Annotated in this window: 13 protein-coding genes and 1 pseudogene; 7 read left to right on the forward strand and 7 right to left on the reverse strand. The window is 38.0% G+C overall.

Annotated elements, in window-relative coordinates; translation table 11 throughout:
• Window positions 1-26 precede the first annotated feature (26 nt).
• The 3 genes from AB1471_RS07650 to AB1471_RS07660 form a co-directional block, all read right to left on the reverse strand.
• Window positions 27-1244, reverse strand: a complete 1218-nt coding sequence (locus AB1471_RS07650) for an MFS transporter (protein WP_367779150.1) — start codon at window positions 1242-1244, stop codon at window positions 27-29.
• A 169-nt stretch (window positions 1245-1413) separates the two neighbouring features.
• A complete protein-coding gene (locus AB1471_RS07655; protein ID WP_367779151.1) occupies window positions 1414-2691 on the reverse strand; it encodes an ABC transporter permease in 1278 nt (425 codons plus the stop codon).
• Complete coding sequence (locus AB1471_RS07660) at window positions 2675-3574, reverse strand: ABC transporter ATP-binding protein (RefSeq protein ID WP_367779152.1); 900 nt, start codon at window positions 3572-3574, stop codon at window positions 2675-2677. The genes AB1471_RS07655 and AB1471_RS07660 overlap by 17 nt, the downstream gene beginning before the upstream one ends.
• A 154-nt stretch (window positions 3575-3728) precedes the next feature.
• Here AB1471_RS07660 and AB1471_RS07665 point away from each other — a divergent pair, with 154 nt between their 5' ends.
• Window positions 3729-3914: a YhzD family protein gene (locus tag AB1471_RS07665; protein ID WP_367779153.1), complete on the forward strand. Its 186-nt coding sequence runs from the start codon at window positions 3729-3731 to the stop codon at window positions 3912-3914.
• Between the two features lie 64 nt (window positions 3915-3978).
• Here AB1471_RS07665 and AB1471_RS07670 read toward each other — a convergent pair whose 3' ends face one another.
• Window positions 3979-4773, reverse strand: a complete 795-nt coding sequence (locus AB1471_RS07670) for an enoyl-CoA hydratase (RefSeq protein WP_367779154.1) — start codon at window positions 4771-4773, stop codon at window positions 3979-3981.
• Window positions 4774-4887: 114 nt separating this feature from the next.
• The gene (locus AB1471_RS07675; RefSeq protein ID WP_367779155.1) at window positions 4888-6396 is read right to left on the reverse strand and encodes a coproporphyrinogen III oxidase; all 1509 of its coding nucleotides are present in this window, start codon (window positions 6394-6396) and stop codon (window positions 4888-4890) included.
• Between the two features lie 469 nt (window positions 6397-6865).
• Between AB1471_RS07675 and AB1471_RS18335 the strand changes: the two are divergent.
• Window positions 6866-7294: pseudogene (locus tag AB1471_RS18335) on the forward strand (protoglobin domain-containing protein); the annotation flags it as partial.
• 264 nt (window positions 7295-7558) lie between these two features.
• Complete coding sequence (locus tag AB1471_RS18340) at window positions 7559-8044, forward strand: methyl-accepting chemotaxis protein (RefSeq protein ID WP_437342347.1); 486 nt, start codon at window positions 7559-7561, stop codon at window positions 8042-8044.
• Between the two features lie 51 nt (window positions 8045-8095).
• Here the strand turns inward: AB1471_RS18340 and AB1471_RS07685 are convergent, their stop codons facing one another.
• Window positions 8096-8464, reverse strand: coding sequence for a YlbF/YmcA family competence regulator (locus AB1471_RS07685; protein ID WP_367779157.1), 369 nt, complete (start codon window positions 8462-8464; stop codon window positions 8096-8098).
• Between the two features lie 79 nt (window positions 8465-8543).
• The gene (locus AB1471_RS07690; protein ID WP_367779158.1) at window positions 8544-9683 is read right to left on the reverse strand and encodes a DUF445 domain-containing protein; all 1140 of its coding nucleotides are present in this window, start codon (window positions 9681-9683) and stop codon (window positions 8544-8546) included.
• A gap of 286 nt (window positions 9684-9969) precedes the next feature.
• On the opposite strand from AB1471_RS07690, the gene AB1471_RS07695 reads away from it, so the two are divergent.
• The 4 genes from AB1471_RS07695 to AB1471_RS07710 all read left to right on the forward strand — a co-directional run bounded on the left by AB1471_RS07695 (window position 9970) and on the right by AB1471_RS07710 (window position 12729).
• A complete protein-coding gene (locus AB1471_RS07695) occupies window positions 9970-10191 on the forward strand; it encodes a DUF5342 family protein (RefSeq protein ID WP_367779159.1) in 222 nt (73 codons plus the stop codon).
• Window positions 10192-10239: 48 nt separating this feature from the next.
• Window positions 10240-10422: a hypothetical protein gene (locus AB1471_RS07700; RefSeq protein ID WP_367779160.1), complete on the forward strand. Its 183-nt coding sequence runs from the start codon at window positions 10240-10242 to the stop codon at window positions 10420-10422.
• Between the two features lie 136 nt (window positions 10423-10558).
• Entirely contained in the window at window positions 10559-11458 is a 900-nt protein-coding gene (locus AB1471_RS07705; RefSeq protein ID WP_367779161.1) for a helix-turn-helix domain-containing protein, read from the forward strand.
• Between the two features lie 128 nt (window positions 11459-11586).
• Window positions 11587-12729 carry an ABC transporter ATP-binding protein gene (locus AB1471_RS07710; RefSeq protein ID WP_367779162.1) on the forward strand — a complete coding sequence of 381 codons (1143 nt, stop codon included), beginning with the start codon at window positions 11587-11589 and terminating at the stop codon, window positions 12727-12729.
• Window positions 12730-12851 lie beyond the last annotated feature (122 nt).

Consider the following 12851-nt stretch of genomic DNA (forward strand, 5'->3'; position numbering starts at 1 on the left):
CCTTTAAAAAACAACTATGTATTAACTTAACTATGACTTATACCCACTATATGCTTAGCTTTTTTGGCAATCCAAATTCGTGTGGCAACTAGACCTACTATCATGACCGTAGCACCAAACAAATACGGAATATGAATGTTCCAAATGAATAATGTTCCCGCTACAATAGGTCCTGCCACGTTTCCTAAGCTAAAAAATGAATTATTTAACCCCATAATCATCCCTTGTCGCGTACCCGCAAGCTTCGAGATGAGGGAATTAAGTGAGGGACGGAGCAATGAATTTCCGATAAAAAAGATACTCGCCGTTACAATGACCATAACAAATGTTTCTGCAAGTGTCATAATAACAAAGCCAACTGCACTTATGATCAGTGCAATCGTAACAACTTTTTCTTCCCCAAGCCAGCGGGTCATTCGACCAACGCCCACACCTTGAACAAGCGTGCCTACTACTCCAACAAAGAGGATAATTAAACCAACTTGCTGCGGACCATATCCATATCTTTCGAGCGCGTAGTAGGCAAATATCGACTGGAAATTAGCTAAGCCAAAGCTCATGATAAAAACAAGAATAAGTAAAAAACCAACGGGACTGCTTAACGCCGTTTTATATTTTTCAAATTGACTTGTTCTTGGCTCGTGGCCTAATGCCTCACGTTGTTCTTTTGTAAACGATTCAGGAAGAAAAATAACTGAGACTACGGCCGCAATCGAAGCAGCTATCCCGGCAAACATAAACGGGTATGATAAATCATATTCAGCTAACCATCCCCCGATGCCAGGTCCAACAACGATCCCAAGCCCCATCGCAGCACCTAGAGTACCCATACCTTGTCCACGACTTTTATCATCTGTTACATCTGAGACGTAGGCCATTGCCGTTGGCATAAGTGCCGAACCGAATATTCCAGCCATCATTCTAGAAATGAACAACATCCAAAGCCCTGTAGCAAAAGCAAAAATAAATTCTGCTATTGCAAAACCAAGGAGTCCTATCGTAATGAGTGGTTTTCGTCCAATCTTATCAGACAGCTTTCCCCACACTGGAGAAAATAAAAATTGCATAAAAGCAAATACGGCAACAAGGAAACCTAACGTTTGTGCATTTGCGTTAAATTTTTCAACATAAAACGGTAATATTGGGATAACTAACCCTATCCCTACCATTACAATAAATAAATTAAAGCTAAGTAATAATAAGGGTCCCTGCTTCGTTCTCTTTTTTTTCGAACCAGATTTCATTCATTCAACTCCTTTCATTCTCTATTAACATTATGTTTCTATCATACCTTAATCAGCTATCTCAAAACAATCATCCGTATAGCAAACAAAAATAAGAACGCACATTCTTGTTTTTTATATCAGAGAACCGAATTCAAATCTAAAAAAATCGGCCACAAGGACCGATTTTTTATTTTTCTTTCTTTGATATCATCAATGCTTTCTTTATATCTTTAAAGGATGAACTGTTGCCATACATAAGAACGCCACCGCGATACACCTTCGCCCCGAACCAACCTAGAATAATAATTGTCACGACGGTTAATCCGATAGCTAAAAGTGGCTCCCACAATGGAAGATTTAGCATACCCACACGTGTAAGCATCACTAAAGGACTGAAAAATGGAATATAGGAAGTGATCGTAACAAAACTAGCTTCCGGATCAGCAAGCCCGTAAAATGACAGCATTGCTCCCGTTACAACCAATAAAGTCACCGGCATCAGCATTTGCTGAAGGTCTTCAATTCTACTTACAAGCGACCCTAAAAACGCAGCGAGCGTTGCAAACAAGAAGTAGCCAAGAAGAAAAAACACAATCCCAAAAAGAAACGTTTCAATACTACTGCTTGAAAAATCAAAAAGACTGTATAAGCCTCCTTCCATCGAGTCACTGCTTAATTGAACAGATGCAAAACCAACTGTGCCCCAAATCGCAAGCTGAGTTAATCCTAACAATCCCACCCCAAGAATCTTCGCGAAAATTTGTTGAACAGGCGAGACACTTGAGATTAAAATTTCCATTACTCTAGATGACTTTTCTGTAGCAACCTCAGTTGCAATCATCATTGAGTAAATCAGTACAGACATGTAAATAGCAAAAATCATAATATACACAAGACCACGCGCTTCATTCAGTTCTGTTTCTGATTTTGCTGTATCAGAAAAAGAGGATTGTTCAAATGCAACTGGCATATTCAACATAGCAAGCTCATCAGCACTTAAATTAAGCTCTGTTGCTACGAAGTTTGACTGAATCGTTTGAAGAGTCAGTTGTAGATCAGTTGAGAAAGCTCTGGAAGTTAATGACTCAGACAAATAATCCGCTGTAATCTTGCCATTATCCTGTAATGATACCGCAAGCAAAGCATCATACTCACCAGCAGCTACTTGGTCTTCAAGATCAGCAAGAGAGGCATCACTTTGTTCGATCGTAATATCTTGATTTACAATCGATAGTTGCTGCTCTACTGCGGCTGCAATACGGCCTTCTTCATCATAAATGACGATATTCCACCCATCGCTTTCTCTATCACTCCCTGAACCAAACTGATCAGTAATCGTTTGAAAGTTCGTTCCAACTACTATGGCCAGCATGAATAAAAAAGTTGTAATCAGAAATGATTTTGACTTAAATTTTTCAACATATGTTTTAGCTATAATGAGACCAAACCTATTCAAAGGAAGCACCTACTTTCTCGATAAAAATGTCGTTAAGTGAAGGTTCTTCTAGAGAAAATTGTCGAATAAACCCTTTTGAGTTTATTTCTTTTAAAATAGCTTGAGAGACTGCTTCATTTTCGATTTGTAATTCTACGCCATCCATGCGCTCTTTCACTTTCACAACACCTGGGAAAGATGACAAGTAGGTCAAGTCAAAATCAGTATCAATCAACAAGTTTTTCTTGCCGAATGAGCGTTTGATTTCTCGTAGTCCGCCATGAACAACTGTTGATCCTTTATGAATGATACACAAACTTTCACATAACTCTTCAACATGCTCCATGCGGTGACTTGAAAAAACAATCGTTGCACCCTGGCGCTGGATATCACGCACGGCTTCTTTAAGGATTTCAACATTTACTGGATCTAAACCACTGAATGGCTCATCTAAAATTAATAAAGATGGCTTATGTAAGATGGCTGCGATAAATTGAATTTTTTGCTGGTTCCCTTTTGATAATTCTTCCACACGTTTATTTTCATACTCAGGTACATTAAATCTATCGAGCCAGTATGTTAATTCTTTTTCTGCAGATTTTTTGTCCATTCCTCTTAATCTAGCTAAATAGACGATTTGGTCTTTTACCTTCATTTTTGGATATAGACCTCGTTCTTCAGGTAGATAGCCAACTTCATTGCTATTGTGGTACCCAATCGATTGATCATTCCACTTGATTTCTCCGTCAGATGCATCTATTAGACCGAGTATCATACGAAATGTTGTTGTTTTCCCCGCCCCATTTGCACCTAAAAAGCCAAACATCGATTTTTCTGGGATTGTAAGCGACAGGTTATTAACGGCAACGTGATCACCAAATCGTTTTGTCACGTTTTTAATATGTAATGTCATGATAAACCCTCCTTGCTTTTCACTAACATATCATACGAACTAAAAAGGTAAAAGATTCATTTTTTTCCTTCCCCTCCCTATCTTTACTAATTCAAATGAAGTGTGCAAGAATATTAGGGAAGCGTTTACACTTATGAACAAGGAGATGGGATCCATGGGTATTTATAAAATGACGGCATTTGATGAAAAAGGAACACTTCTTTTTGAAGAATCATTTGAATCTGAAAAAGATGAGCAAGCGAAGAAAATCGGAATAAAGCGTTTCGAGGAAGAAAAATTGTCTGAGCGAACACACCGCTTAGTATCGCCAAAAGGTAAGCTGCTACTGTTTCATACATAAGTGCTAAAGCCTGAGTTAAATAACAAAAGGCTGCCAGTTATTCATTTGGCAGCCTTCCTAATTTTTATTTCCCTTTGAAGTTTGGTTTGCGTTTCTCAACAAACGCTTTAATTCCCTCTTGATGATCTTCCGTTTGGCGCATACGCCACTGAGCTTCTAATTCTGCTTCAAGAAATTTCTTCAATTCACGTGATTGTCCAAGTCGAAGAATCGATTTTGTTTCCAACATTGCATTTATAGGACTCGATTGGAAATTATGTACTAATTTTTTCACTTCATCTAGTCCTTTATTTTCTGCAACCACACGATCAATTAAGCCAATTGCATATGCTTCTTGACCGTTCATAACCTCACCCGACCAAATAAGTTGCATTGCTTTTTTTTCACCAAGACGCTCTTTTAAGAAAAAGTGACCGCCTCCATCAGGAACAAGTCCGATTCCAATAAAATTCATTGCAATTTTACTGCCTTCTTCGGCTACGACCATATCACTCGCTAAGGCAATACTTAACCCAAGTCCGGCTGCAGCACCGTGAATCGAACAAATTGTAATTTTATCCATCGTATAAAGAGTCATCGATAGCTCAGAAATAACATCCATGATTTTTTGAAAATTATCTTCTCCATCCATGGAGAGCATCGTCTTGATGTCCCCACCTGAACAAAACGCTCGTCCTTCCCCTCTTAACACAACAATTTTAATAGCTGGATCTCGATTTAATTCTTTTAAAGATTGGACTAGTTCAAGCATCAAATCACTTTGCAACGCATTTAGGCTTTTAGGTCGATTTAGAGAGATCCAACCAACTTCTCCTTCAATTTCAACATTTACAGATTGATAATTTGTTTTAATTGCCATGATTTCATCCCCTTTATAAAATGAATGTTCATTCATTATTTCGAGGTTTGATGATGAAACTCCTGCAATTTTTTAGAAATTTTTAGTCTCATTCGTTCCAATTAAGTAAGATACCTAGGATTTTTGCGCTTTTTTCGGAAATAATGCTTCTAAATAATCAATCTTCTTTTTTGTATAATCCATAAACCCATCGTTGTACGATTTCGGATCTTTCGGATTGGAAAAATGCGTAATTTTTCCTGTAGCATGGTCGATGAATTTACTTGCCGCTCCACATCCTAGTCCTACAATCGTTTGGACCTCTTCCATGATAATGATGTTGTAGAGGCTTTCTTCTCCTGGCATGGCATAGCCAACATTTTCGAGATTCCCTAAAATATTTTTTTGACGATATAGATAATACGGAACATATCCTTGATCATTCGTCCATTCCTGAGCAAGATTCATCATTTTTTCCACTTCGTTGCGGTCCGCCACTTTGTACTTGTCACGATTCAATGTCATTTCTGACGCACGTTTAAATGAAAGAGTGTGGACTGTAACTGATTCGGGCATAAGTTTTTCTGTTTCATTTAACGAATGCTGAAGCTCACTGACTCCTTCATTAGGAAGACCAATAATCAAATCCATGTTAATGTTATTCATTCCATGCTCACGGGATAAATGAAACTTATCAATGGTTTCTTGTACTGTGTGATGGCGTCCAATCGCTTTTAATGTTTCGTCTGTGTAAGATTGTGGGTTAATTGAGATTCGATCAATTTCCCATTTATTTAAGACGTCTAATTTATCTGGTGAAATCGTATCAGGTCTTCCAGCTTCCACAGTTACTTCTCGAACGGTTTTTACATCAGGGAATGATCGATACATCTCATCATATAGTGCATCCATTTCTTCTGCTGTAATTGCAGTGGGCGTTCCTCCACCAAAATAAATCGTTGTGATTTTTACACCACGTTCTTTTAACCATCGACCTGTTTCTTGTATTTCATAATGTAAGCCTGCGAGAAAAGCAGAAACTTTCCCTAACTTCCCTTGGATCGCAAAAGCAGGAAATGTGCAATACGCACATTTTGTTGGACAAAATGGGATTCCAATATAAATACTGACCTCATCTTGCAGCTCATATAAATCTGGGATCATCTTTAATTGGCGTCCAACAATTTGCTCCATTAAATCAATTTTTTCATCTGTGATTAAGTACTGTTGCTTTAAATGAGTTCGTGTATCAATTACAGATGTGCCTAACATTTTCTGCTTGTGCATTAGCTTAGTTGGACGAATACCTGTTAGCACACCCCATTTTTGGGTGATTCCCGTATATTCTTGAAGGATAGACAAAAACACGTGTGAAACAGCGTTTTTATTTTGTTTAAAGCTTTCTTTCTCGGTTTCTTTTTCAATGTACTGTGCAGAACGCTTTGCTGTTAATACAGGATCTTCCAATTCAGCATAAGCAGTTATTTTATTTCCTTCTATGTCCGTTTTGATGCTCACGACCAATGCGTCTTCTTCGACCTCATCTGAAATCGTAAGCTTTGTATCTTCATAAAATAAGTTAGCAATGAGCTGTAATGTTCGTTCATAGCGCTGATCATTAAGCCCTTTTACAATAATAGTCAATTTTATCACCTTTCTGGTGTTAGCTTTTTTTATGTGTATATGGAAGAGGAAAAGTTAAAGTTCTTGTCGCTTCCTGCTTGGTGAAGATGTTTCGTCACTTGAAGTTCACGAAGTACAGTTGAAAGCTCTTCTGGTAGTTGATTCTTTCTCTTGTTATCCTTTATTATAGAGGAAGGATTTCTTCTTTTTGGTAATGATTTTCAGCAATTCCACTATAGAATGAGATATTTTTTCACGTCTTATGCTTGTTGTCAAGCAATGAAATTAAGACGGTATAAAGCTTTAGCAGTACGACTTCGAAGTCGATATAAGAAAACAGACTTGTCTTAGGAGGATTTACTTCATGAAATGGCCATGGTCTTCAAAAAGCAACAACGTGAAAAAAAACTCTCTTGCCGACCTCATCGTACAACAGCCAGCAAATGCTGTGGAAATCAGTACGCCAGCACAAATAACGACTGCAAGACAAATGAGTATCATTCAACTTAAAAAAGAAGATTTGCAACGATTGGTCGTGTTTCAACCATTTGTTTCTGAAAAGATAGACTTTATTGTAGAACAATTTTACAACACAATCGGTCAAGAACCAATCTTATCGAAAATCATCAAAGATCATACTACAATTGAACGTTTAAAGAAAACATTAAACGTACATATTCAAGAAATGTTCAGTGGGAAAATTGATGAGGCCTATTTGAAACAGCGCGAACGAATTGCAGTCGTTCATTTACATATTGGGCTTGATCCCAAATGGTACATTGCTTCTTTTCAAGATTTACTTAACACGTTTATATCAATTATAGAAGAACTTCCTTTTTCAGAAGAAGACAAGTTCAACATTTTACGTTCGGTTTCTCGTGTTTTAAATCTTGAAATGCAAATTGTTCTTGAATCATATGAAAATCAGCAAGATCACCTACTTAGAACAGAACAAAGTCGCTTAGAAGAACTCCTTCAGACACTAAAAAACAGTGCTGCTACGCTTTCTCTAAGTAGCCAATCAACAAGTTCGAACGTACGGAGCATGAAAGAATCGCTTGATCAGCTTGCAATCTTATCACAAAGTGGTACTGGAATTGCTGATACATTACAACAACAAACAACCAAAGAACAAGAAAAACTTGAAAAAACCAAGCTGGAAAGCGAACAAATTTCATCGAAAATGCAAACGACAGAAACGAATATTCGCGAGCTCAATCATTTAAACGGACAAATTTCTGAAGTTGCGAATATGGTTACCTCGATCGCTGATCAAACGAATTTGTTGGCCTTAAACGCTTCAATTGAAGCAGCCCGTGCAGGAGAACATGGAAAAGGATTTGCTGTTGTAGCAGATGAAGTTCGGAAGCTCGCTGAACACACCAAAGAGTCAGTTAGCCAAGTGTATGACTTACTGAAAGATACGAATGTAAAGACAAAAACAATTGAGGATTCTATCTTAGAATTAAAAGACTTATTCCAAGCCGAACGGGATAGCATTTTGTCAACAAGCATGTCATTTAATGAGATTTTGCAATCCATGATGAAGTTAAAATCTCAAAGCGGTCAAATTGATCAAGATATTAAAGGCCTTGTCACCGTTTTGGAACATATTTCACAAGAAGCATCTGAAGTTGCAGAGGCTGCTGTATCATTAGAACAACAATAAAAACAATCCGAGCAGTTTAACCTGCTCGGATTGTTTTTATTAAGAAAGAAATTATTGCACATTACCGTCTTTTTCCATTGATCCGTATAATTCTTCTAATGGCTTCATAATCACTTTGTTTAGCTCTTGAATCAGCATGCTCATGCGTTGCTCAGATTCCATTAGCTTTGAAATAATTTCATGTTGTTGAACAAGTTGAGCTGTTTTTTGTGCTTGCTCCACTTCTTCCTCTGTAATTTCTGCCCCACTCATTTGCTTTTCTTGAAGACCCAACTGAATGTCTCGGAAGTTTTCAAAAATACCTCTTGCGGATTCATCCTTGTTCACCGCATCATACATTGCCTTTAATTGCGTAAACTCTTCGCTTTGACGAATCGCACGCTCCATTTCGTTTGCATGATCGTACAGATTAATTGACAACTGTAAAACCTCCTTTTTAATCACACTTACCCTCTTCCCCATTGAAAGGGAGATCAAACATGGTTACTAGTAAATTGTATTATACTATAACAAAAAGTACAAGAATTCCTTGAAGGAGACCGATTATTCCTCCAAGTACTGCACCTAAATACGTGATCATTTTAAACTCTCTTCTTGAGATCCCTAATATAAGATCTTCAAGACGGGAAATTTCAAATGAATCCACTTGCTCACGCACAATTTCTTGAAGTTCCATTTTCGATAAAAGTTGCTCTACCTTTTCTAACAGCATACCTCTTGTAAGCCCAACCATCTTTGGAATTAAACCTTGAACAATGCCTTCTTCTAAAGGAGCGGTTGCCTGTCCAAGTGGGCGTTCCAACCATTCATGAAGATTAATTCTTTCTTTTAATAAACGTTGAAGTCGCACAATTAAGTCTTGATCTGTCACAATGGAAAATGCACGGTCCCATTGCCAGTCCTTCACGGTTTCCCATTCTTTACGTAAAACTTGTTCGAGGATCTTATGTGTTCCTTCATGCTTCAAAAATTTTATGATTTCCGGTTGAACCTTATCAGCGAGAGATGTGTTTCCCATAATCATTTGGATCATGCTACCTAACGTTCCACGCGTTTTTAAAAAGTCTTCGATCATGATACGCACTCGGTCTTTTCCTTCTTCGGATGAAAAGTATTCGATTCCCTTATCCAGAATGTAATAGGTGACTACATCCACTTTCCCGTCTAAACGAACAATCCAACGATTGGGCAATGTTTCGCGAATCGTTTTCGTTTTATAGCGCTCTTTAACTGTTTCATATTGTGACTCAATCCACGTGTCCATTGATTTTTCAACGTAGGGTACGGGTGAGTCAATGTCAAACCGATCCAGCCAAGCTTGTACTGGTTCTTCTGACTTAAATATACGGTCACTTTTCTGTTGCAACCATCCTGTCAATGCTTCCTCTTGTTTATCGTTTAAAAAGCGGTTCTTAAGACTCTCAGCCGTCAGTAAGTGATTCACGACCATCAGACCAAGCTGTCTAGCTAATTCCTCTCTTCTTTTAGGAATAAGACCAGGGGTAAAAGGTACACGCCATCGTCCAATAAAAACGGCTTTATAAGGTCGAAATAGCATTTTAATGGCCAGTGAATTTGTAACTCCACCGATTGCAGCACCAATCACAATCATCATAATTAACGTCCAAAAAGTTCCCATATCCCTTCACCTTCCGCTAAACTTCGCTACATTTGTAACGTTTTTCTCAGTATAGCAGAAAGTGTGGAAATAGTTGAATCAGGTCCTCCCTTCGTGCTTTTAGGATTAAATTTGTTTTGGTGAGAAGGTGTTCATATTAGTAGGCTGGATATCCCTCTTCGACCTCTTTTTTCATTTCATCTGTAAAGACATCTTTTCGTTACCAACTTAGACTGCTTTAAATAAACAGTTACCTCGTTGCATGATATACTAAATCTATTACTACAAACGAAACGGGGGGTTTGACATGATTCAACATTTTCACTTTCAATCGATGTTTGAAAATAAGCAATTGCCCGGTTGGACTTTTTCATTTACCTTTGAAGGACAACAAATTTCAGGTATGTATCATAAGGCTGGTAGCATTGAATGGACCTCTAACCATTCATTTTCTACTGAAGAAGCAGAGAATAATGTAAAAAAACAAATTCATGAACTCATGCTTTATCATGTATATGATGATCAATAGTATAGATTCCCTTTAAGTTACACATAGTATTTCTTAGGGGGTGTCATGATGTCTAAGCCATCGTTTTTGCCCGATACGTGTCACGAAGGTCGCGATAAAGCCTATCTTGACATTGACCGCTTTATCAATGAAGGAATGTCTGGTGGATCCGTATTTCGTTTTCATCACCTCGCAAACATTGAGGAAGAAGCAAAAGATCAGGAGCAAGAAGCACCACCTTCTGGGTCATAAAGGCCCCAAAAAAGCGATTGTCCCGGCAGTCGCTTTTTTGATGATTAATTTACCTTGAACTTATTTACTTACTAGATCTTTTCACACATCTTTTTTTTCTATACAATTAAGTCATTACTTAAAAGGATGATGTAGAATGTCAGTCATACAAAAATTGTTGGAGCACTATCCAAATGCGCGACAGGAAGATCAACGATTATACACGGCAAATAATAACCCATTTAAGTGGTATCGAGATCCACAAACAAACGAAACGATTGGATTTCCAACAAAAGATATAACCACGAAAGAATTAGACTTAATTGACCTCATACTTGAGCCTGCCATTGCTCCAAGTGTAGGGAAAAAAGCTGCTTGGAACCATTATTTGTTCGGTGATTCTTCAGAATGTCCATTACCGGACGGAACACTTCTCCGTATTGTGTTGTTTTCTTTTGCATCCAATCAAGAGCTTGTAGAAACAGATGACCCATTGCGATTTGTGTTTTCTAATGATTCGACGATCGTTTATCAAGATACGTTAAATGGCTATGTAATCGACCGACAATGTGAAAACTCATTATCTATCGAAGAACTTTCTTCTGCTGCTCAAGCATTGGAAACCGACGTCAATATCAAAGTACATTTTTATGTAGGATCGTTTCATACTATAGATCATGAAACAAAAGAAACCCTTTTACAGGAAATATCTTGGTACATCGAATGCAAAAATCAAATTAAACGCCCGACCGTTGTAACTGCTCAAGAAATGCTTCCAATAATAGCTTTGAAACATTTTTCAGATGTAGAAAAACGATCGTTGTTTTCAACTATATTTGACACATTTAAAACAGATCCTGACCTGGCCAATGTCATTCAAACCTTTGTTGAAAACTTATCTAATGTCAGTAGCACTGCGAAACGATTGTACTTACACCGGAATAGTCTTCAATATCGGCTCGATAAATTCTCAGACCGAACAGCGATTGACCTTAAGTCGTTCCACGGTAGTCTTATCGCCTATTTAGCATGCAAGGAATGGAAAAATCAAAATTAGCAAATAGAATGCTCGTCATGTTGACGAAAGGCATTCTATTTTTTTTGTGCACACTTCACATTGGAAGGGCTTACATTATTCTGTACAATTAGTTTTAGGTTAAACAATACATATTGGGGGTATGGCATATGGCAGAGTTAAAACTAACAAATATTTTCAAAGTATACGATAAAAACGTGGTAGCAGTATCTGATTTTAACCTTCATATTGAAGATAAAGAGTTTATCGTGTTCGTTGGTCCCTCTGGTTGTGGTAAATCAACAACTCTTCGTATGATCGCTGGGCTTGAGGAAATTTCAAAAGGAGATTTTTACATTGATGAAGAGCGTGTAAATGATAAAGCGCCTAAAGACCGCGATATCGCGATGGTATTCCAAAACTATGCACTATATCCTCACATGAGCGTATATGACAACATGGCGTTTGGTCTTAAGCTTCGTAAATTTGACAAAGCTGAAATCGAAAAACGGGTTAAAAACGCAGCAAAAATCCTTGGACTTGAAGCGCTACTTGATCGTAAACCAAAAGCGCTTTCTGGTGGTCAACGTCAGCGTGTTGCATTAGGACGCGCGATCGTTCGTGACGCAAAAGTGTTCCTTATGGATGAGCCTTTATCCAACCTTGATGCAAAACTTCGTGTTCAAATGCGTGCAGAAATTGCAAAGCTTCACCAACGTCTACAAACAACAACGATCTATGTCACACATGACCAGACTGAAGCAATGACAATGGCAACACGTATTGTTGTTATGAAAGATGGCTTAATTCAACAAGTTGGTTCACCAAAAGAAGTATACGATAACCCCGAAAATGTATTTGTTGGTGGATTTATCGGGTCACCTGCGATGAACTTCTTTAGCGGTTCATTGACAGATCAAGGTTTTGAAGTAAAAGGACAAATACTTGCCGTTCCTGAAGGTAAAATGAAAACACTTCGTGCACAAGGTTACGTCGGAAAAGAAATTATCCTAGGCGTGCGTCCGGAAGATATTCATGATGAACCTCTTTTCCTTGAAGCATCAACTGGTTCAAAGTTCCTTGCTGAAATTGATGTTTCTGAGCTTACAGGTGCTGAACTTATGCTTTATTCAAAAATCGGCGAGCAAGAATTTGTTGCACGTGTGGATTCAAGATCCGACATTAAAGCAGGACAACAAGTTGAACTTGCATTCGACATGAACAAGTGTCACTTCTTTGATGTTGAAAACGAGCAACGTATTCATAAGCAGCAAACAAAAGTGGAAGAATCTCCTTTGGCCCAACAAGCATAAGACGGGTTTCAAACGGGGCGTTCTTTTCCACAGCAGGAAGTGTCTTATGAATAGGCGGCTAATCACTGGAATTAGTCGAGGATATACATTGCAAACCATAAAAAACGAGGTGGACTCTTTGA

Origin of the sequence: Jeotgalibacillus marinus (assembly GCF_040801915.1) — a bacterium.
Classification (GTDB): domain Bacteria; phylum Bacillota; class Bacilli; order Bacillales; family Jeotgalibacillaceae; genus Jeotgalibacillus; species Jeotgalibacillus marinus.